This window comes from Streptomyces sp. NPDC029139 (assembly GCF_055564335.1).
Genome location: NZ_JBVHWN010000013.1, coordinates 206,054 through 225,767, shown reverse-complemented (window position 1 = coordinate 225,767; position 19,714 = coordinate 206,054). Strand labels below are relative to the sequence as shown.

General features: G+C 64.6%; 12 protein-coding genes. 6 read left to right on the top strand and 6 right to left on the bottom strand.

The window, feature by feature from the left end; genetic code table 11:
- The first annotated feature begins 103 nt into the window (after nucleotides 1-103).
- The gene (locus tag ACZ4VW_RS26310) at nucleotides 104-502 is read left to right on the top strand and encodes an OsmC family protein (protein WP_467966490.1); all 399 of its coding nucleotides are present in this window, start codon (nucleotides 104-106) and stop codon (nucleotides 500-502) included.
- Between the two features lie 726 nt (nucleotides 503-1,228).
- Here the strand turns inward: ACZ4VW_RS26310 and ACZ4VW_RS26305 are convergent.
- Complete coding sequence (locus tag ACZ4VW_RS26305) at nucleotides 1,229-3,424, bottom strand: MMPL family transporter (protein ID WP_467966488.1); 2,196 nt, start codon at nucleotides 3,422-3,424, stop codon at nucleotides 1,229-1,231.
- A gap of 488 nt (nucleotides 3,425-3,912) precedes the next feature.
- Between ACZ4VW_RS26305 and ACZ4VW_RS26300 the strand changes: the two genes are divergently transcribed.
- The 4 genes from ACZ4VW_RS26300 (at nucleotide 3,913) to ACZ4VW_RS26285 (ending at nucleotide 12,797) form a co-directional block, all read left to right on the top strand.
- Nucleotides 3,913-4,653: an ABC transporter ATP-binding protein gene (locus ACZ4VW_RS26300; protein WP_467966506.1), complete on the top strand. Its 741-nt coding sequence runs from the start codon at nucleotides 3,913-3,915 to the stop codon at nucleotides 4,651-4,653.
- Nucleotides 4,653-7,235 carry an FtsX-like permease family protein gene (locus tag ACZ4VW_RS26295; RefSeq protein ID WP_467966486.1) on the top strand — a complete coding sequence of 861 codons (2,583 nt, stop codon included), beginning with the start codon at nucleotides 4,653-4,655 and terminating at the stop codon, nucleotides 7,233-7,235. Before ACZ4VW_RS26300 ends, ACZ4VW_RS26295 begins: the two co-directional genes overlap by 1 nt.
- Before the next feature lie 301 nt (nucleotides 7,236-7,536).
- Nucleotides 7,537-8,538, top strand: a complete 1,002-nt coding sequence (locus ACZ4VW_RS26290; protein WP_467966484.1) for a helix-turn-helix domain-containing protein — start codon at nucleotides 7,537-7,539, stop codon at nucleotides 8,536-8,538.
- 491 nt (nucleotides 8,539-9,029) lie between these two features.
- The gene (locus ACZ4VW_RS26285) at nucleotides 9,030-12,797 is read left to right on the top strand and encodes a S8 family peptidase (protein WP_467966482.1); all 3,768 of its coding nucleotides are present in this window, start codon (nucleotides 9,030-9,032) and stop codon (nucleotides 12,795-12,797) included.
- Nucleotides 12,798-13,145: 348 nt separating this feature from the next.
- Here the strand turns inward: ACZ4VW_RS26285 and ACZ4VW_RS26280 are convergent, their stop codons facing one another.
- From ACZ4VW_RS26280 to ACZ4VW_RS26260, 5 genes are read right to left on the bottom strand one after another with little or no spacing between them, the layout of a single operon-like run.
- Nucleotides 13,146-14,024: a Gfo/Idh/MocA family protein gene (locus ACZ4VW_RS26280; protein WP_467966480.1), complete on the bottom strand. Its 879-nt coding sequence runs from the start codon at nucleotides 14,022-14,024 to the stop codon at nucleotides 13,146-13,148.
- Nucleotides 14,025-14,050: 26 nt separating this feature from the next.
- Nucleotides 14,051-15,250 carry an ROK family transcriptional regulator gene (locus tag ACZ4VW_RS26275; protein WP_467966478.1) on the bottom strand — a complete coding sequence of 400 codons (1,200 nt, stop codon included), beginning with the start codon at nucleotides 15,248-15,250 and terminating at the stop codon, nucleotides 14,051-14,053.
- 17 nt (nucleotides 15,251-15,267) lie between these two features.
- Nucleotides 15,268-16,134: a carbohydrate ABC transporter permease gene (locus ACZ4VW_RS26270; protein WP_467966504.1), complete on the bottom strand. Its 867-nt coding sequence runs from the start codon at nucleotides 16,132-16,134 to the stop codon at nucleotides 15,268-15,270.
- A 2-nt stretch (nucleotides 16,135-16,136) separates the two neighbouring features.
- A complete protein-coding gene (locus tag ACZ4VW_RS26265; protein ID WP_467966476.1) occupies nucleotides 16,137-17,108 on the bottom strand; it encodes a carbohydrate ABC transporter permease in 972 nt (323 codons plus the stop codon).
- A gap of 29 nt (nucleotides 17,109-17,137) precedes the next feature.
- Nucleotides 17,138-18,541: an ABC transporter substrate-binding protein gene (locus tag ACZ4VW_RS26260; RefSeq protein ID WP_467966474.1), complete on the bottom strand. Its 1,404-nt coding sequence runs from the start codon at nucleotides 18,539-18,541 to the stop codon at nucleotides 17,138-17,140.
- A gap of 122 nt (nucleotides 18,542-18,663) precedes the next feature.
- Between ACZ4VW_RS26260 and ACZ4VW_RS26255 the strand changes: the two genes are divergently transcribed.
- Entirely contained in the window at nucleotides 18,664-19,710 is a 1,047-nt protein-coding gene (locus tag ACZ4VW_RS26255) for a zinc-dependent alcohol dehydrogenase (protein WP_467966502.1), read from the top strand.
- Nucleotides 19,711-19,714: the final 4 nt, after the last annotated feature.

Genomic DNA, 19,714 nt, shown 5'->3' with positions numbered 1-19,714 from the left:
CGTCATCCTCCTCGCCATCTCCGCCGCCACCGCCCTCACCCAAAAAGAAACCACCCCCACCCCCACCCCCACCCCCACCCCCACCAAGGCATAGGGAAGAGCCATGACAAACACCGTCGTCAGCGTCCGCGAGTCAGTAGGGACAGCTCGTCGCGTAACCGTTGGGGCTCACGAACTGTTGGTCGACGAGCCGATACCGATCGGCAACGACGTCGGGCCAGCGCCGGTCGAGCTGCTCCTGGCTGCTCTGGGCGCCTGCTCATCGATGACTGTGCGGATGTATGCAAATCGGCATGGATGGCGACTCCGCAATGTGGACGTCGATGTCCGACTCAACTTCGACGGCTCAACTCGAGGAGAGATCGTCAAGCATGTACACATAGATGGCGATCTCGAGCCTGCTCAGTACGACCGTCTTATGGAGGTCGCGGAGCGCTGCCCAGTCCAGCGAATGCTCACTGCGCCGCTCCCCATTACGACTCTGGTAGCAACCCGGGCATAGCTCGTCCCACCCCAGGTCGGTCGCCTGCCTCAACATCGCAGCCCCGCCAGCCCTGCGGCCGAGGCGGCTGCGCCGCTTCCCTCATTGACCGTTGACCAGGAGCACAGCCTGAGACGCACCGGCCATCGGAACATGACCTTTACAAGTGGTTTCAGGCCATGGGAGTGATCACGGGCCGCCAGGGTGATCGTCTTCTCGCTGGATCGGGAAGAACGTGGTCACGTACCCAGGTTCCCCCGCCTGATCCTCGCTTCTTTCCATTCGAAATGCTCTGAGGAGAAGCGTTGTTCGGAAGTTCTATCGCAATACGGGAGTCTCAAGGACTGTGCCGTGTCTCACTGCTGACACTCACCGCCTGCTGAGCGACCAAGCCCTGCCGATGGGGTCTGCTGCGGGTCCCACGCCTGTAGAAATACTCCTGGCTGCTCTGGGCCTGCACCTCCATGACGCTCCGGAGAGAGGCGCAACGGTCCGGGTGGCCGGAGGCTGAGAGAGACGTCGACGTTCACCTCGAGTACAGCAGGTCGCCTGAGGGAAAATCGTCAGGGTGATCCGCCTGCTTGAGTGATCGATGATGATCTACAGTGCTCCGGGTGGTCAGCCGGTCCTTCGTTCTCTCTGCGTTGACCAAACCACTCTCCATCAAATCTACGGTCGGGAAGTGACGCCCGAAGGGGCAGGCCCGGGGCAGATGGGCCGGCCCCTTCGGGCGGGCTGTCTTTCAGATCAGCGCTGAACCTCTCCAGGCGCATCACGGGTTGGCATTGGGGAGTCATGATGCGTGCGGAGTCCTTCGACATCGACGTTCGGCAGCATCCGGTCAAGCCACTTCGGGAGCCACCACGCCCGGTTGCCCAGGAGTGCAAGCGCTGCTGGAACAATGGCCATCCTGACGATGAAGGCGTCGAAGAACACAGCGACAGCCAGGCCGAAGCCCATCATCTTGACCATCTCTTCACCTGATCCGATGAACCCGCCGAAGACTGCCATCATAATGACCGCTGCGGCTATAACCACTCGAGAACCGTGCCTGAAACCGGTAGTGATCGCTTGCCTTGGGCTCTCCCCGCGTACATATGCCTCGCGCATTCTTGTCACGAGGAAGACTTCGTAATCCATGGCCAGGCCGAACACGATTCCCACCATGAAGATCGGCATGGTGCTCATGATCGGGCCAGTTTGCTCAACTCCCAGCGCGCTCGCCAGCCACCCCCACTGAAAGACGGCAACGACTGATCCAAGCGCCGCTCCTACCGAGAGCAGGAACCCTAGGGCAGCCTTGAGCGGAACCAATATGGAGCGGAAGACAACCATCAGCAGCAGGAAGGCCAGGCCGACGATAAGGGTCAGATACGGAAGTAGCGCATCGGCCATCTTCTTCGAAAAGTCAATCGCCATACCTGTCTGGCCTGTGACCAGTGTCTGTGCGCCGGTCTTCTTGAGTACGTCTGTGCTCCGCTCCCGGACCTCCATGAGGATGTGCTCAGTCTCGGCGCTGCTGGGTGAGGAGGCGGGAACCACAGTGATAGTGGCGGTATCGCCTGCTGGGTTGAAGGTCGCCGCACTCACTCCGGCCACGCCCTTGATGCGCTTGACCGTGGCGATCACCTGGTCCGCAGCGCTCTGCGCATCGGCGCTCTTCTGGGCATCCACCACGAGCAGAAGTGGGCCGTTGAAGCCCGGGCCGAACCCGTCTGAGAGAAGCTCATAGGCCCTGCGCTGAGTGGTGTCGGCTGACATCGAACCCTCATCCGGCAAGCCAAGCTGAAGAGAGGCGGCGGGGAGCGTGAGAGCGCCTAGGCCCAGTGCTCCGGCGATGAGAATCATGCCCGGCCGACGAAGTACGAAAGCTCCCCATCGTCCCTTACTGCGGTGAACAGGTCGACTGCTGGTCGTCCGCTTGCGTGCCCTGCGTCCGATGATCCGCTTACCCGCAAAGCTCAGGAAGGCAGGCAACAGCGTCAGTGCGACCACAACAGCGAGGGCCACTGTGGCAGCCGCCGCCAAGCCCATCTTGGTGAGCATGGGGATGCCGACGACGGAAAGACCTGCGAGGGCGATAACGACTGTGAGGCCGGCGAAGACGACGGCTGAGCCCGCGGTGGCGAGTGCTCGTCCGGCTGACTCTTCCCGGTTGTGTCCTTCGGCAAGTTCCGTGCGGTAGCGGGTCACGATGAAAAGCGCATAGTCGATGCCGACCGCGAGACCCAGCATCATCGCCAGGGTGGAAGTGGTGTTGCCCAGGTCGAAGGTGTGGGCCAGGGCGGATATAGCAGAGACTCCGATCCCCACGCCGAGTAGAGCGGTGAGCAGGGGGAGGCCAGCGGCTACCAGGGAGCCGAAGGTGATCAGGAGGACGATGGCCGCTATGGCGACGCCAATGATCTCTGTCCCGCCTTCTGCCTCGGCCGGAACTGCGCTGCCGCCGATCTCAACGGCGAGGGCGGTCTCTGTCGCCGCGGCTTCGGCAGTGTGGCGCAGAGCCGCCTTGGTATCTTCAGTGAGAGCTGCGGAGCGCACCTTGTACGAGACGGTCGAGTAGGCAATCGTCCCATCTGGGCTGACGGTTCCGCTGGCGAACGGGTCGACTACGGCTTCGACTTGCGCGGACTCTTGTTTGATCTCGCTGAGCGTCTGTGCCACAGCAGCACGGTGTTCCTGCTGTGTGATTCGCTCGCCCTCGGGGGCCTTGAACACGACGCGGGCCGTGGCGCCGTCGGCATTGGCGGCCGGGAATCGTTCGTCCAGTAGATCGAATGCCTTCTGAGCTTCGGTTCCTGGCATGGAAAAGGCAGTCGGTGCAGGAGGAGGGGCTGCAGATGCGCCGACTGCGGCAAGCACGAAGAGGGCCACCCATGACAGGACGACCATGACCCGGTGTCTGAAGGCGAACCGGCCCAGTCTGTACAGAATCGTGGCCATGCAGGCGCGCTCCACTCATTTCGCTATGGCAGGGGAAGGGGCCCGTTTGGCAGGGCTCCTTCTCAGTCTCGGCCGGTCTGGGCGCGTCGCCATCCGCACTCTTGAGGAGGTTCGGCCTCATACCGGCGGACGAGAGTGCGCCCCTGTCCTTCTCCTCGCCGAGGCGGCTCTGCGATGTCGCGAGGCGTCGCACTGGGACGCTGCACGGCGTTGAGCCTGTGCATGTCTTGGCGCTGAGGCCGGCTGTCTGGCTTCCGCCGGGAGGTCTCATTGTCGATCTCTCCCGCTCACTCATCTTCTGGAAGGAGGGCGCGCTTGAGGGCCTCCGTCGGCTGACTGATGTAGGGGGACGGCTCCTTCTCCTGTATGAGCTGCAGCTTCGCCTCCAGAGCCGAGGCATCGGCCGCGTCGCAGCCGTGCAATGGAAGCAGGAGAACCACGAACCAAAGGAAGACACAGTGAAGCCCTGGGCTCAGCGGCGGACCAGCATGCCGGTCAGCGGGTATGCAGTGCACTTGCAGGACGTGAGCAAGCGGTACGGAAGGGGCTCCGAGTCCGTCGTCGCACTGGACCGGGTCAGTATGGGGATCGCTCAAGGCACTTTCACGGCGGTGATGGGGCCTTCAGGGTCGGGGAAGAGTACCTTTCTCCACTGCGCAGCTGGGCTGGACCGACCGTCGTCCGGTGTGGTGTGCCTCGGGGCGACCAACTTGGCCGACCTGAAGGAAGCGCGTCTGACGAAGCTGCGACGGAGCCGCTTGGGTTTCGTCTTTCAGTCCTTCAACTTGCTGCCTTCCCTCACGGTGGAGCAGAACATCGCCCTGCCGATGCGGCTCGACGGGAGGTCGGCCGACCGGGCCTGGTTGGAGCATGTGGTCCGTCAGGTGGGGATAGGTGACAAGCTCAGTCAGTACCCCGCACAGCTGTCTGGCGGTCAGCAGCAGCGAGTGGCTATTGCTCGCGCTCTCATCACGAGGCCGGAAGTCATCTTTGCGGACGAGCCGACGGGCGCTCTGGATCCGCAGACTGCTCATGATGTTCTTGGTCTGCTGCGCCAGGCGGTGACGGACATGCACCAGACGGTGGTGATGGTGACGCATGACCCGGTAGCCGCTGCTCACACCGACCAGGCGATCTTTCTTGTCGGCGGGCGGCTCACAGCGAGCCTTGATGCCCCTGACGCCAGTCAGGTTTCCGACGTGATGGCGCAGCTGCGAAGGGCCGCGTGATGTTGAAGTTGTCCTTGCAGACGCTCCGTGGCCGCAAGGGCGGGGTGGTGGGAACGTTTATCGCCCTCCTTTTGGGTGCTGCTGTGCTCAGTGCTTGTGGGGCGCTGCTGGAGTCAGGGTTGCGGTCCGGGTCGCCAACGGAGCGGTTCGCCGCAGCTGATGCGCTGGTAGCCGGCCGTCAGCGCGTTGATTTCGTCATCGACACGGGTGAGCAGACCCGTGTGGAGAAGGAAGCGCTGGTCGAGCGGGTCCTTGTACCTACCGCGGCCATCGACCGCGTCAGCTCGGTGCAAGGTGTCGCAGCCGTCATCGCTGACGTAAGCGTGCCTGTGCAGATTGTTCCGTCGTCCTCTGACCAGCCCGTTCCCGGGCGGCACGCAGCAACTGTGACAGCCCATGGGTGGTCCACTACCCGCTTGGGTTCGTACCGCCTTGTCGAGGGGCGAGCCCCGCAGGGCGATCAAGAGATTGTTCTCGATGCCGAGCTTGCTCAGCGGGCCGGGCTGCAACCGGGTGAGACCTTGGGGGTTATGACAGCGGGCTCCGCGCCCCGCCCCTTCCGAATCAGTGGGACAGTGGCTCTGGAGGGAGGCGCTCTTCCGAGTCGTTCTCTGGCGTACTTCTCCGACGATCACCTGCGCCGAGTGGCCCAGGGCAAAGAGCCTGACGCCCTGGGCGTCCTTGCGTCTCCCGGTGTGAGTCCTTCACAGCTCTCTGACCAGATTTCCGCGGCACTGCAGGATGAATCTCTGAGTGTCCACACGGGCGACGGACGCGGCAAGGTCGAGTTTCTCGACAAGGCGACAGGCAAGTTCAACTTGATCCTCTTGGCCGTGTCAGTCAGCACAAATGTGTTGCTCATTTCCATCTTCATCGTGTTCAGCACGATGGTGTTGTCGATCAGGCACCGTCGCCGTGAGGTGGCGCTGTTGCGTGCAGTGGGTGCGACACCCGGGCAGATTCGCCAGATGCTGAGGGCCGAGGCGCTTCTGGTCTCTCTGGCCGGCGGGGTGCTCGGCTGGCCGATTGGCATCTGGTTGACGCGCTGGATGAGCAGCCAGCTCAGCAAGTACGGAGTGGTACCACCGGACTTCGAGCCGTTCATCGGACCGATGCCAGGGGCGGGGGCCCTTCTCATCGTGGTCCTGACTGCGGTGATCGCCGCGTACAGCGCCTCTCGGCGTGCGACTCGCATCAGGCCCACGGAGGCTCTGGGGGAAGCTTCAGCGGAGATCCCTCGGCTCAGCCGCTGGCGCAAGATCACTGGTGCTGTGCTCGGGGTCGGTTCCATCGGCATGCTGATCACTGGCATCGTCAATGGTGGAGATTTCACGACGCTCGTGGGCCTTGCCAATGGCCTGGTTCTCGTGCTGGCGATCACCGCCGGAGTGCTCGGCCCCGGCCTGGCCCAGGTGTCTATGCGGGTTCTGGAGCCGATCCTCAACCGTCTCAAGGTGACCGGGCACCTGGCAACAGCCAACGCCAAGGCCAACCTGGTGAGGACCGCAGGGGCTGTGACGCCCCTGGTCCTGGCCGTGTCCTTCGCATCGACGGTTGTGTTCGCTCAGACCACCGCGCTCCGGGAATCCGCAGACCAGCTGAGGGCCGGCCTTGTGGCCACACATGTGCTCACGGCGCCCGGTGGCATCTCTCCCGACGTCGCCGATCGTGTGGGGGGCTTGAAGCATGTGGCAGCAGCGAGCGGCGTCGCGAAGACGAAGGTGGTGGCGATCACGGCCGGCGAGGAAGGGGCTGAGTCACCTGTCTCTCTCGCCGCGCAGGGGCTTGATCCCAAAGCAGTTTCGCAGACCATGGACCTGCGGGTGACGGAAGGCAGTTTCAGCGAGTTGTCCCCGCGCACGGTAGCCATCAGTGAGATGGCATCGTCATGGCTGGGCGTGGAGCTCGGTGAGACTGTGTCCCTGCACTTGGGGGACGGAACGCCGATCGAGCCCCGTGTCGTCGCGGTCTACGAACGCGGGCTGGCCTTCGCGGACTTCACGTTCGACCACGACATGCTGGTCACGCACACGACGTCCCAGATGGATGAGTCCGTCCTGGTCAGGGCCACCACTGACGCTGACGCCTCAGAAATGGATGAGCAGCTCGCCCAGGTCGCCAGGGCCTACCCAGGAATGGTCGTCAGCGACCAGCTTGCTCTGGATGCACAGGTCGAGGAGTTGCGCGCCGGCGCTTGGGTCAACTACCTCGTGGTGGGGGTGCTCATCGTGTACACGGCCATCACCGTCGTGAATTCGCAGGTCATGAACACCATGTCCCGTCGGCGCGAGTTCGCTCTCCTGCGGCTGTCTGGAACCAGCTCTCGTCAGGTGCGTCGCATGATGTGGTGGGAGGGTCTAGCAGTAGTCGTCGCTGGCCTCTTCATCGGTACCGCAGCCTCAGTTCCGCCGCTGGCGCTCGTTTCGATCGCGTTGGGGGGCAGTCCCTGGCCAAGCGTGCCGGTGATGGCCTACGTGGCCATCGCCGGAGTTCTGGGAGCGCTCGCGGTGCTGGGTGCCATGTTCCCGACCCGGATCTTGCTGATGGAGCGGCCGGTGGACGCCATCGGCACCAAGGAATGAGGGGGCACAGCAGCCTTCCCTCCGTCTTCAGCGTGGCTTGAGACCGCAGCGGACCTCCGCGGGTGCCGCTTGCTGTTACCCAGCAAGCGGCACCACGTGGGTGGTTGACGCCGCCACCGATCGCCCTCTCTCTTTCCTGGCGCTGTGCCCGGCCAGATCGCATGGGTCCCGATCCGAGGCAAGCACGTCCGCAGCTGGGGTCCTGAACTGCTCTGCTCCATAGCTCAATGGCCTGGTCGGCACGCGGTGCCGCGTCAGGGGCAGAGGTGATGCCCGCACAGCACAAAGGAGGGCACACAGGATGCTTGAGGCAGCAGGCCTCACACCCGCTCAGGAGGCGGCCTATCGCGTCCTCATCACGGCGCATGGAGGCACCGCCGCGGATGTGGCAGCACTCTCAGAGCTGACCGAAGACCAAGCGGCCGAGGTGCTCGCGGAGCTTGAGGCCAAGGCAATGATCGAACGGAGCAAGCAGTCGCCTGAGCGCTTTTCTGTCATCCCCCCCGACTTGGCTCTTCTGCCTCGTGTTCAACAGCAGTCCGCGATTCTCAACGAGACTCACGCTGCCGTCCTCGCGCTGGCCGAGATCTATCGTCGCAACAGCCGCCAGAGCGATCCTTCAGAGCTGCTCGAGGTCGTCACGGGGGCTTCAGCGTTCCGACTGCAGCTGCAACAGATGCAGGACTGCGCGCAGGAGGAGATGTTGTGGTTCTGCAAGGCAGGGCACGTGGTGATGCCATCGGCGAGCAACCGTGCAGAAATGCAGGCACTGGCCCGAGGCGTCCGTTACCACGTCATCTACGAGCAGAGCTTCCTCCAAGCCCCTGATGCCATCGACGGTCTGGTCTTGGGAGTCGAGGCCGGTGAGGTAGCCCGCTCAGTTCCCACTTTGCCCATTCGCATGGCTGTCGCCGACCGGAGTCTGGCCATCTTCCCGCTCAGCCCGACCGGACCGTCCGGCAGCGAGCCTGAGCCGCGCGCAGTGCTCGTTCGCGACAGTTCTCTCATTGATGCGCTGACAGCACTGTTTGATCGCTATTGGGAGATCGCCGTGCCTTTGCGGGTGGCAGCTACGACAGACGTGAGTGGCTTCCACGGTGTGGCGGATCCAGTGGTTCTGGAGGACGCGGACAAGCAGTTGCTGTCCCTGCTGATTGCTGGGGTTGCAGACAAGTCGGTCGCCCGACAGCTGGGTGTGAGTCGACGCACGGTACAGCGGCGCCTCCAGCATCTTCTGGACCTCACCGGCGCCGATTCGCGGATGCAGTTGGCGTGGCAGGCGGCGCGGCGCGGATGGGTGTGATGCGTTGGATGGTTTTGGCCGCTCCCAAGTGGGCCGGGCCTGTCCGCGAACGTGCGCCGCCCATCGCCCGTCCCACTCGCAGACCGGGAAACTGGGGCCGTTGAGTATCGGCGAACTCCCGTCAGTGGACGTAGCATCGCTGATCTGAGCTGTCACTCGCCCCATATCGCCACCGGTACGCACATCGATTGCAATGGCATAGGGGTTGGGCAGCGCAAGGCTGCTGTCGGCAGCACGTGGTGATCACAGGCGGGGCCGGGGGCACTGGCGCCGTCATCAAGTACCGCTGAAAACGCCCATTCCGAGTCGGCCGCCCGCCCTGGCTACCGCGGCCTCGTACGACGGATACGGCGATGCTGTCGAGCGTTCCCGATCCATGTCGCACCTGTGCCATGTCGCCGTTTGGACAGCTGGATCTGGTGATCTTGGAGCGTCTAGCAGGCAGTGTCTGTCCTCGTCGTGCCAATCCGCCAGCAAGGAGTGCTTACGGCATGCGTTGGAGATTCATTGGTGCCGCGACGGCGGTTGCAGCCGCGGTCATCGCGACCGCGGTCGTTCCGGCCAGCGGCAATGTCCTCGGTCCGCTGGACCAAGCAGGCGATTCACTACAACGTTCCACTCACACACAGGTGACACTGATCACGGGTGATGTGGTCCACGTGCAACGGTTCCCGGGCGGCCGGGAAGCTGTCACAGTTGTTCCGGGGCCGGGTCGTGAAGACGTCACGTTCCACAGTGTGCGAACGGACGGCGTACTGCGTGTCGTGCCAGCAGATATGGGGCGCTACCTGGACGCTGGGATTCTCGACAGGGATCTGTTTGCCATCACCCGTCTTATCGCCGACGGGTTCGACGACGGACGCAGTAAGTCGCTGCCTCTGATCCTCACCTACCGGTCCGGTCACGCGCATGGTGAGGCTTCTGCGCTCTCTGGGGCTAGGACCGCCAGGCTGCTACCCAGCCTGAACGGTGCCGCCGTCAAGGCTGACAAGAAGCAAATGCCGTCATTTTGGACTTCGGTTCGCGGCAGTGTTCCGGTCCACGCCAAGGGAGACGTCCGGCTCTCTGACGGGATCGCCAAGATCTCTCTGGATGGCCGGGTCAAGGCGACCTTGGACAAGAGCGTCTCCCAGGTCGGCGCCCCCACAGCGTGGAAGAGCGGAATCACCGGCAAGGGTGTGCGGGTGGCTGTCCTCGACACCGGAGCCGACCTTGCCCATCCCGACTTGAAGGGACGCATCACCGAAGCCAAGAGCTTTGTAGATGGCGAGTCTGCGCTCGACGGGCACGGGCACGGCACGCACGTCGCTTCGACGGTGGCAGGGGTCGGAGCCGCTGCGCCTGTGGCGCGCAAGGGGGTTGCCCCGGGCGCCGATCTCCTCGTGGGCAAGGTGCTCTCGAACGAGGGATGGGGCAGCGAGTCCGGCGTCATTGCCGGAATGGAGTGGGCCGCCCGTTCCGGAGCTCGTGTGATCAACATGAGTCTGGGAGGAGACCCCAGTGACGGGACGGACCTGCTTGCGCAGACCGTGAACTCGCTGACAGCCAAGACCGGCGCTCTCTTCGTCATCGCTGCGGGTAACAACGGTGCTGACGAGACGATCAACAGCCCCGGCAGCGCTGCAGCAGCTCTGACGGTGGGAGCAGTCGACTTCGAAGACAAGTTGGCCAGCTTCTCCAGCCGAGGTCCCCGAGTGGGTGATCTGGCGGTCAAGCCCGAGATCACGGCTCCCGGTGTGGGCATCGTCGCCGCTCGGGCGGCGGGCACGACGATGGGGCAGCCCATCAGCGAACGTCACATCGCTATGTCCGGCACCTCGATGGCCACTCCGCACGTCGCAGGAGCCGCAGCTCTCCTCATTCAGCAGAACCCGTCATGGACGGCGGAACAGATCAAGAATGCGTTGGTCAGCTCCGCTGAGACATCCGAGGACTACTCGGCGTACGAGCAGGGCGGCGGCCGTCTGGACGTCGCACGGGCGATCAAGCAAGACGTTCTTGCGGCCGGCACGCACGACATGGGACTGATCGCACACTCGAAGTCCGCGCCTTTGCAGACGAAGGTCCGGTTCACCAACCGCTCCAAGCATTCCGTGGCACTCAGCCTCCAGGTGCAGCTCAGCAACACCACGGGGAGCCCGGCGCAGTCCGGCGCCGTCACGGTACCCGTCAAGGCCGATGTCGCGGCCGGCTCCACTACTGAGATACCCGTGACTGTCGACCCGACCCGGCTACCCGCCGGCCGCTACGGCGGGTATCTGAAGGCCACCGGTGCGGGTGGCATCGTCACGCACACCGCCTTGGGGCTGGTGAAGGATGCGCCGGTGCACACACTGCGGGTGAAGTACATCGGCCCGGACGGAGAGGAGCAGCCGGGGATCCAGACTGTGGGGGTGTGGGGCGAGGATCCTCACTCCACGTTCTTCAGCGATGGCGCCATCCCGACCTTCGAAGTCAAGGCGGGCACATATCACGTGCAGGCCACCATGCAGACCGCGAACGACGACTCGTACCTGATGGTTGCGCCTCAGGTGGAAGTGACGTCGGACAACACCACCGTCGTGCTCGACGCCCGAAAGGCCACCGAAGCCCGTGTCACCACTGCTGAGCGTGTCGTCCAGCAAGAAGGACTGAGCTGGGTTACCCACCGCACGCTGGGTTCTCGCAGTCTCGAGATGGCTCAGATGAATGAGGGCCGTGCGCCGCAGCGGTTCTTCGCCACGCCCACTGAGCGTGTGACGAAGGGGACGTTCGAACTGGATACTCGATGGCAGCTGACCGCACCCCTCATCGAGGCCCGCGTCACTGCTCCGAGCAGCACGCCTCTGGACTACCTCTCCTACATCGCCAGTTCGCCGGCCATCGACGGCGCCCGCCGGTTCCCTGCCGTGTCCGTGGGGAACGGTGCGCCCGGGGACTACGTGGGCCTGGACGTGAAGGACAAGCTCGTGGTCGTGCCTGCTGATCCTGACGGGCTGAGTCGTTGGGAGCAGGCGAAGGCGGCGGCAGCAGCCGGGGCCGGGGGCATCCTGCTTATCACCGCTCCTGGTAACGATCGGATGGCCGTTGGACGCTACCGTCCGAACGAGGTTCAGCTCGCCATTCCCTCCGTCATCACGACCCATGCGGAAGGCGAGAAGGTCCGCGCGGCTCTCCGCTCCGGTGAAGCAGAGGTCGAACTCTCTGGTACGCCTCGAAGCCCGTACGTGTATGACCTTGTCGTCCCCTTCCGCCAGCAGGTGCCTGCCCGGATGCACCACACGGCCGACGCAAGCAACACAGCGAAGGTGCACGTGCGCTACCGCCACAACGGCGGGACCCACCGGTGGGCGTTCGAGCAGCGGTTCGGCTGGCAGCCCTGGCAGATGACGACCTTCAACGAGACTCGCCGTCACCTGCCGACGGGTTTTGAGCGCACCGAGTACGTCAGCACCGACCAGACCGCCTGGCAGCAGCAGGTCGGCACGAGCACGGACGACCCCTTTGGTCAAAATTTCTTCACCGGCAGCAGCATCAACGTTGCTCGAGTGTTCAAGCCGGGAACCGAGAGCCGTGAAGAGTGGTTCTCCCCCGTCATCCGCCCCGCTATACCCAGAGGCGTTCCCAACTCCGGCTCTGTCCGCAAGGAGGACGCACTGACGATCCGGATTCCCGAGTTCGTGGACGGCTCCTCGACACATCATGGGGTCGCCGAGAGGCCGGCGTTCGGTGACGAGTACGACACGGTCAGCGCCAAGCTCTATCGAAACGGCGTACTGCTGGAGGAAATGCCTTATGCCTGGGGCACTACCGTGGTTCCTGGGCCGAAGGCAGAGTACCGTCTGGACCTGACCACCAAGCGAGCCCTGACCGGCTGGCAGCACGGCACGGGCTCCCGGACGTCTTGGTCGTTCACTTCAGAGCGCCCGCGGGGGACGAGCGCGGACCTGCTTCCTCTGCTGCAGATCGACTACGACGTCAAGACCGACCTGGAGAACAAGGCTCCTGCCGGAAAGAACTTCGCCTTCAACCTCTCTGCCCGGCACCAGGACGGTCTCAAGGGGCCCAGGGTGAAGGGTATGCAGGCTTGGGCGTCCTTCGACGGCGGGCGGAAGTGGGCTCAGGTGGCTCTGGAGAGGGACGGAGACGTGTACCGAGCCGTGGTCCGTCATCCCGTTGTCGGCGATGGCGGGGGCTTCGTCTCCCTTCGCGTGCAGGCTTGGGACACTGCGGGCAACCGTGTCGACCAGACTGTGGAGAATGCGTACGGACTGAGGTAGCCACGGCGGCGGCGGGCCGACGCGGCAGGAGCCCGCATCCCCCTTACGCCGTCGGCTGACTGAATCCGAAAGGGGCTCTCCGATGACACAGGTCGTCGGAGAGCCCCTTATCGGTGTCGCCGCACAAGGCCAGGAGCCACAACGGGCCTCTTGGCCAGCCCGGGACGAGGCTCCGGGTGCTCATGCCTGACTAGTGAATCAACCGCTTGTAGGGGAGCTGAGTGAGCTGTTGCTGCCAGCCAGTCGGCTGGGGGCGGCAGTGGGCCGGCCGTCGCCGGCCCACTGCCAGGCTCGCCCCCACGCCTCGTGAGCGCCCTCGAGCGTCATCTGCGAGCAGAACCGGCTCCATCAGCTACTCACCGGGCGTGCCCATTCCAGGAGCTCTTGCAGACGCAGGCCGCGAGCCGCGTTGATCGGATGACTCGTGGCCGACCGGACAGTGTCAGCGAACTCGCGACGCAGGACGGGCCAGCATTCTTCGTGGTCGATGACTGCTGTGTCGTAGACGAGTTCGCCCGTGTCCCCGTAGAGCTCGACGCGCGTTCGAGCCCGCTCGAGGCGGACCGTGCCGGAGAGCGAGGCCTGGCTTACGGCACCGTTGGCATGTTCGCAGGTGAGCTCTATCCAGCGGGTGGAATCGCCCGAGCTGCGGATGGAGGTGATGGGGCCGATGGTGGCGTCAAGCAGGTCAAGGAGGTGCGGTCCCAGGTCCATCAGCGCGCCGTCCTGCAGCCGCCAGCTGGTAGCGAACTCTCCACCGAGGAAGGCTCCGTGGAGATAGCAAGACCGGGCTCCCACTGTGGGGAAGGTGGCGGCTCGTTGGATGAACTGGCGGGTGAGGGGGTGATACCTCTTGGTGAGGACCAGTTGGGTGACGGCCTGGTGCTCCTCCACGGCCTGGAGTACGCGTCGCGCCGAGTCGAGATCTGGACCAAGGGGCTTTTCCAGGAGCATGGGCTTGCCTGACTTGGCTGCCCGCACTGCGAGTTCGGCCTGTACTGCCGGCGGGACTGCGAAGGCGATGGCGTCGCAGTGGTCGACAAGCTCGTCGAAGGTGGCGCATGCCCGTGCGCCGTAGGGGGCGGCTGTCTCCTGGGCGGCTTCGAGGCGGCGGGCCCAGACGGCGGTGAGGGTGGTTTCCGGGCCGGCCGCGAAGACGCGGGCATGCATGGCGCGGGCCCAGGGACCGGCACCGGCAAGTCCTATGCGGATGGGGCGGGGGCGCATTGGGGGCTGCTCCTGAATGGGGGGTGTCACGTGGTTTTGCCTGCAAGCTGTGCGAGGCGAGCGTTGGCCTGTTCAGGGCCGTAAAGGTCGTCGACGACCAGGGTTGTGGCGCCGAGGAGTGCGGCGTAGTCGCCCAGGTGGGATGTGACCACGCGGAGGTTCGCGGTGGTGCGTGGCATGGCTCGCTGGTAGAGGAGTTCGCGTACTCCTGTGAGGAAGGGGGTGCAGGCGAGATCGCCGGCAAGGACGAGGACTCCGGGGTTAAGGAGCGTTACGACGGTTACCAGGACTTCCCCGACGCGCTTGCCCGCTTCGCGGGCAAGGCGTACGGCGTCGGGCTGGCCTGCGGTCAGGTGCTTGCGCACGTCTGAGCCGGAGGATGTGGGTACGCCGACGCTGGTGAGCTGGTTTGCAATGGCCCGTCCGCTAGCCACCGCTGCCAGGCATCCGTAGGACCCGCACATGCACAGGGCATCGGAGCGGTCATGGAGGCGGATGTGGCCGATGTCGCCTGCTCCTCCGTCGATGCCTCGGTAGGGCTCTCCGTGGACGACAACGCCGGCTCCGATGCCGGTGGACACCTTGACCAGGAGGAAGGCATTGCAGTCGGCGTAGTGGTGACGCTGTTCGGCGTAGGCCATGAGGTTGGCGTCGTTGTCCACGAGCACCGGTACGGGGGCACCCGGTTCGACGTGGTGAGCGTAAGCCTCTTGCAGCCGTGCCCGGATGGGGAACTGGTCCCATCCGGGCATGATCGGTGGCTGCACGACGTTTCCGGTCTGGCAGTCGACCGGACCCGGCACGGACAGGCCGATGCCGCAGACCTTTTCGGGGGTGACGCCGGCGTCGGCGAGGAGGCCGGGAAACCATGAGGCTACGGTGTCGAGAACGCATTCAGGGCCTTGGGTGATGTGCACTTCGTCGCAGTGCTCCGCCAGGACCTTGCCGTTGAGGTCGACGACGGCCGCGCGCCCGTGCCGTGTTTCCAGGTCGACGGCGAGGACGACGGCGTGGGTGGCGTCGAACTCGAGGTGCTCGGTGGGGCGCCCGCCGGTGGAGGTGCCGACAGTGTGGGACAGCCAGCCGGCTGCGAACAGTTGGTCAAGCCGCTGTCCCACGGTGGAGCGTGACAGCCCGGTGGCCTGCTGGAGATCACGGCGGGTCGTGGCCTGCCCGCTGCGGATCAGTTGCAGCAGGTGGCCTGCGCTCGCCTGGTTCGCCGACATGGGGTTCCTCAACCTCTCTAGCTCTTGTCCGCGCCGCTGGTCAGGCCCTCGGTGAGCAGACGTTCCGCGGCGAAGAACAGCACTACCACGGGGATGGTCAGTACGACGGAGCCTGCCATAAGGACGGTCTTGGGCACCTCAATGCCGTTGGCCAGCTGCTGCAGTCCGAGCGAGACCGTCCACGCGTCGGGTTGTGCTGCAAGGAAGAGCAGCGCGAAGAGGAACTCGTTCCAGGCGATCATGAAGACGTACAGCCCGGTCGCCATCAGCGAAGGCAGGGCGAGGGGAAGGATCACCTTGCGCATGGCTTGCAGACGCGTGCAGCCGTCGAGAGCGGCTGCCTCTTCGATGCTGTAGGGGATGGTGACGAAGTAGTTCTTCATCATGTAGATCGACACGGGCACGGTCTGGGCGATGTACACGATGGCAAGTCCGACAAGGCTGCCGGACAGGCCGATCTTCGCGAACATGACGAACAGGGGGACGGCGAGGAGGGTGGCCGGGAAGAGGTAGACGGCGAGGAAGAGTGCACTGATCTGCCTGCCTCCGAAGAACTTCAGGCGGCTGATCGCATAGGCGCCGGGGACCGCTGCGGCGAGGGTGAGCAGGACAGTGCCGAGGGAGACCGCCGCGGAGTTGAGCAGCAGCTTCAAAAATCCCTGGCCGCCTTCGGCCGTCGGGCGCAGGACGTCGCGGTAGGTGTCGAGAGTGAAGTCCTTCGCGGTGACCCAGAGGGAACCGGGGTCGAGCAGGAGTGCGTCGATGGGTTTCACCGACAACATCACCATGTAGTAGAAGGGCACGGCGGTGATGACGGCCAGAAAGACGATCGTCACCCATCGCATGACACCGAAGAAGCGCTCTTCGAACTGGGTACGGGTCATGCTCATGCCCCCTCCTCCTGGACCTTCTTGGCGAAGAATGTGAAGTAGATGCCGAGCAGGACGATGAGCACGCCCGCCAGGACGAGGGCCTGCGCCGCGGCAGCACCGACGTCGAAGCGTGCGGTGAGGAAGTCGTAGACCCGGACGGCCACGACTTCGGTACCCGAGCCGCCGCCGGTCAGGAGGTAGACGTCGTCGAACTTGTTGAACGTCATGATGAAGCGGAGGACGCACAGCAGTGCCATCACCGGCATCAGCTGCGGCAGAAGAATGTGGCGGAAGCGCTGGGTGGGGGTGGCGCCGTCGACGCGGGCTGCTTCTTCGAGGCTGTCAGGGACGGCTTGGATGCGGGCCAGGAGGAAGAGGAATGCAAACGGGAAGTAGCGCCAGATCTCGAACGCGATGACGGTGAGCAGCGCGAGCGGGATGTCGAAGTGCGCTCCGAAGAGGCTCACCTCGTAGGAGCGGGTCGACAGAAAGGCTATGGGGTCGTCCCAGCCGAAGAGTTTGGCTCCCCATTCGTTGATGATGCCGAATTGAGGGCTGAGGGCGATTTCCCAGGCGAAGGCGACGGCGACAACAGGTGCGACGTAGGGCAGCAGCATGGTGCCGCGCAGGAGGCCGCGGCCCCGGAAGGGCTTGCGCAGGGCCAGGGCTGCGATGAGTCCGAGGGTCACGGAGCCGGCGGTAGACCCTGCGGTGTAGACGAGGGTGGTACCCAGGCTGGACCAGAACCCGGAGGAGCCGAAGACCTTTCCGAAGTTGTCCAGGGACCAGTTCCCGAACAGGCCCATGTTCTGAATATCGACGAGCCGCGCGTTCTGGAAGGCCAGGAGGACGGTCCAGAGGATAGGGATGACGACGACGACAAGGACGACCAGGAACGTTGGGGTGACGAAGGCCAGACCGGCGCGGTTCTCACGCTGCGATGTGGTCGGGAGGCGCTTGCTCGCGCCAGGTGGTGCTGTGCTCATGGTGTTTCCTCGGGTGCGGCTGGCCGTGGCTACTGGAGGGACTTCTGCAGGGCGGTGACTTCTTCGTCGGCTTCCCTGGCGGCTTCGTCGGGTGAGATCTGGCCGCTGGTCATGGCACCGATGGCCTTCGGGATGTGCAGTTCCCCGTTGGTGGCTCCGACAAGGGCTCCGTGGCCTTCGGTGATGCCCCAGCGCTTCATGTTGCTGACGCCGGCGGTCAGCTGGGTCAGCAGCTCATCGGGGTAGATCTCGTTCATGGGCTTGCGGGTGTCGACTCCAGCCGTGCTGGAGCGCCATGCGTTGTCGTAGCGCTTGGGGTCTTCGGCGGTGCCATGGCGGACGGGGATCTTGCCTTCGGGGGCCATTCCGAACCAGTCCTCGTAACCCTTGCTCATCATGTACTCGACGAACTTCTTGGATGCGGTGGTCTCCGCGGTCCTGGTCACGGCCCATGAGGTGATCTCGCCGAACTGCGCGGGCTGGGTTCCCTCGGGCCCCCTGAGTGCGGTGACGATGCCACTGTTGGTGGAGAGGAATTCCTTGTCCTGCTTACATTCCTTGCAGCTGGGAAGTGCGTCGTTACGCAATCCTGCGAGCTCGTCGAGGAGGAAGGAGGACCAGACGATCATGGAGGAGCCGCCGGAGAAGTAGGTGGCTCGTGTGGAGTCGACGGATTGCGTGCCGGGAGCTCCGTAGTTACGGCCGAGTTCGTTGTAGAGGCCGAAGGCGGTCTGGCATGCCGGGGAGTCGAGCTGGACGTCGCCTTGGGTGTCGACGAGGCTGCAGCCGTTGGCGAGCGCAAGGCTTTCGAAGCTCTGCTGGGTGAAGACATCACTGGGGTCGGTGGCCAGGGAGATGCCTTCGCGCCCCTTGGTATCGAGGCTCTTGGCGCCCTGCAGCAGCTTGTCGTAGGTGTCTGGTACGGGCAGGCCCGCCTGGGCAAGCTGGTCCTTGCGGTAGACCAGTAGCTGGAGCCAGGCGTCGGAGGGGACAGCGAGCTGGGTCTGTCCGTCGGAGGTCAAGCGCAGGGCGTTGGAGTCGAAGGTTCCTCGGCCGAGGTCCTTGACGAGTTCGCCCGTCGCCTTGGTGTTGAGAAGGCCGCTGCTATACATCTGCCAGACCTGTCCCATGGGGACGGCGCCGATGACATCGGGCAGCTTGCCCGCGGCTGCGGCCGACATGATCAGCTGAGGAAGCTGCCCTTCGTCGACGCCCACGAGTTCCACCTCGATGCCGGTTTCCTTCTCGAACCGGTCGATGACCTTGTTGGTGGCAGCCATCCGGGGCGGGAGATTCTCCTGCGACCACACGGTGATCTTGTTGTCCGGTGCGGCCTGCCCGCCGGCTGGGACACAGGCGGCCAGAGCGCCGAAGCCTGCGATCACCGCCAGTCCCGCAGCTGTGGCCTTCGACCGCCGGTTCACCTTGCGCATGCGTTGTCCTCACACTACTTATGCCGAGTACCAGAGCATCACAGCACCACTTTTGCGTATTGACAAGACATAACTGTGAGATATCTTCGACGTAAATCGTGAGCACAACCCCCGGAGTCCACGTGGAACGCGTCGTCCAGTTCACCGGCCCGCGCCAGGTCGAAGTTGCCGAGCATGAGAGCGAGGCGCTCCCATTGGGCCACCTGCGGGTCCGCACCCTGTACTCCGGCATCTCCGCCGGCACGGAGCTCACCGCCTACCGCGGGACGAACCCCTACCTGACTCGCACCTGGGACCCGCACACGCGGATCTTCCGCGACGGGGCGGCAGGGATCGAGTACCCCGTCGCCGGTTGGGGCTACTCCGAGGTCGGCGAGGTCATAGAGGTGTCCCCGGGGCTCCGCGACACGCCAGGCATGCCTGCCGTCGGAGAGATGGTGTGGGGTATCTGGGGTCATCGAAGCGAGGGCATCGTCCCTGCCGAGCGGATGATCGGCCACTCCCTTCCCAAGGGTCTTGAGCCTCTCGCTGGCGCTTTCGCCCGCGTCGGCGCCATCGCCTACAACGCCGTCCTTGCCTCCGACATCCACCTCGGGGAGGAGGTCGCGGTCTTCGGGCAGGGCGTGATCGGTTTGATCACCACTCGTCTCGCCCATCTCAACGGTGCGCGTGTGACCGCCGTCGACGCGCTCGATGCCCGCCTGGAGAAGGCCAAGGAAGCCGGCGCGGTCCGGACCTTCAACGCCCGCACTGATTCGGTGGCCGAACGCATCCGTGAGGCCACCGGGGAGCGAGGTGCGGACACCGCCATCGAGATCAGCGGTGTCTACCCTGCTCTTCACGAGGCGCTGCGGTCTGTGGCCGTCGACGGACGAGTTGTCGCCTCCGGCTTCTACCAGGGCGATGGACACGGCCTGCGCCTGGGCGACGAGTTCCACCACAACCGCGTCCAGCTGATCTGTTCCCAGATCGGCGGCGTGCCCCCACAGCTGTCCGCTCGCTGGAGTGTCGAACGGCTGCAGCAGACCTTCCTGTCCCTGGTGGCCGACGGTGCTGTCGATGTCACCTCGCTGGTCAGTCACGTCGTGCCGGCTGACATGGCCGCCGACGCCTACCACCTCCTCGACGAGCGCCCCGCCGAGGCGCTCCAGGTCGTCCTGAAATTCTGAAAGG

Bases quoted from the DNA above. Each gene is read 5' to 3' on its own strand.
- ACZ4VW_RS26280 (WP_467966480.1), bottom strand. From the start codon at position 14,024: ATGCGCCCCCGCCCCATCCGCATAGGACTTGCCGGTGCCGGTCCCTGG.
- ACZ4VW_RS26275 (WP_467966478.1), bottom strand. From the start codon at position 15,250: ATGTCGGCGAACCAGGCGAGCGCAGGCCACCTGCTGCAACTGATCCGC.
- ACZ4VW_RS26260 (WP_467966474.1), bottom strand. From the start codon at position 18,541: ATGCGCAAGGTGAACCGGCGGTCGAAGGCCACAGCTGCGGGACTGGCG.
- ACZ4VW_RS26295 (WP_467966486.1), top strand. From the start codon at position 4,653: ATGTTGAAGTTGTCCTTGCAGACGCTCCGTGGCCGCAAGGGCGGGGTG.
- ACZ4VW_RS26305 (WP_467966488.1), bottom strand. From the start codon at position 3,424: ATGGCCACGATTCTGTACAGACTGGGCCGGTTCGCCTTCAGACACCGG.
- ACZ4VW_RS26285 (WP_467966482.1), top strand. From the start codon at position 9,030: ATGCGTTGGAGATTCATTGGTGCCGCGACGGCGGTTGCAGCCGCGGTC.
- ACZ4VW_RS26290 (WP_467966484.1), top strand. From the start codon at position 7,537: ATGCTTGAGGCAGCAGGCCTCACACCCGCTCAGGAGGCGGCCTATCGC.
- ACZ4VW_RS26265 (WP_467966476.1), bottom strand. From the start codon at position 17,108: ATGAGCACAGCACCACCTGGCGCGAGCAAGCGCCTCCCGACCACATCG.
- ACZ4VW_RS26310 (WP_467966490.1), top strand. From the start codon at position 104: ATGACAAACACCGTCGTCAGCGTCCGCGAGTCAGTAGGGACAGCTCGT.
- ACZ4VW_RS26270 (WP_467966504.1), bottom strand. From the start codon at position 16,134: ATGACCCGTACCCAGTTCGAAGAGCGCTTCTTCGGTGTCATGCGATGG.
- ACZ4VW_RS26300 (WP_467966506.1), top strand. From the start codon at position 3,913: ATGCCGGTCAGCGGGTATGCAGTGCACTTGCAGGACGTGAGCAAGCGG.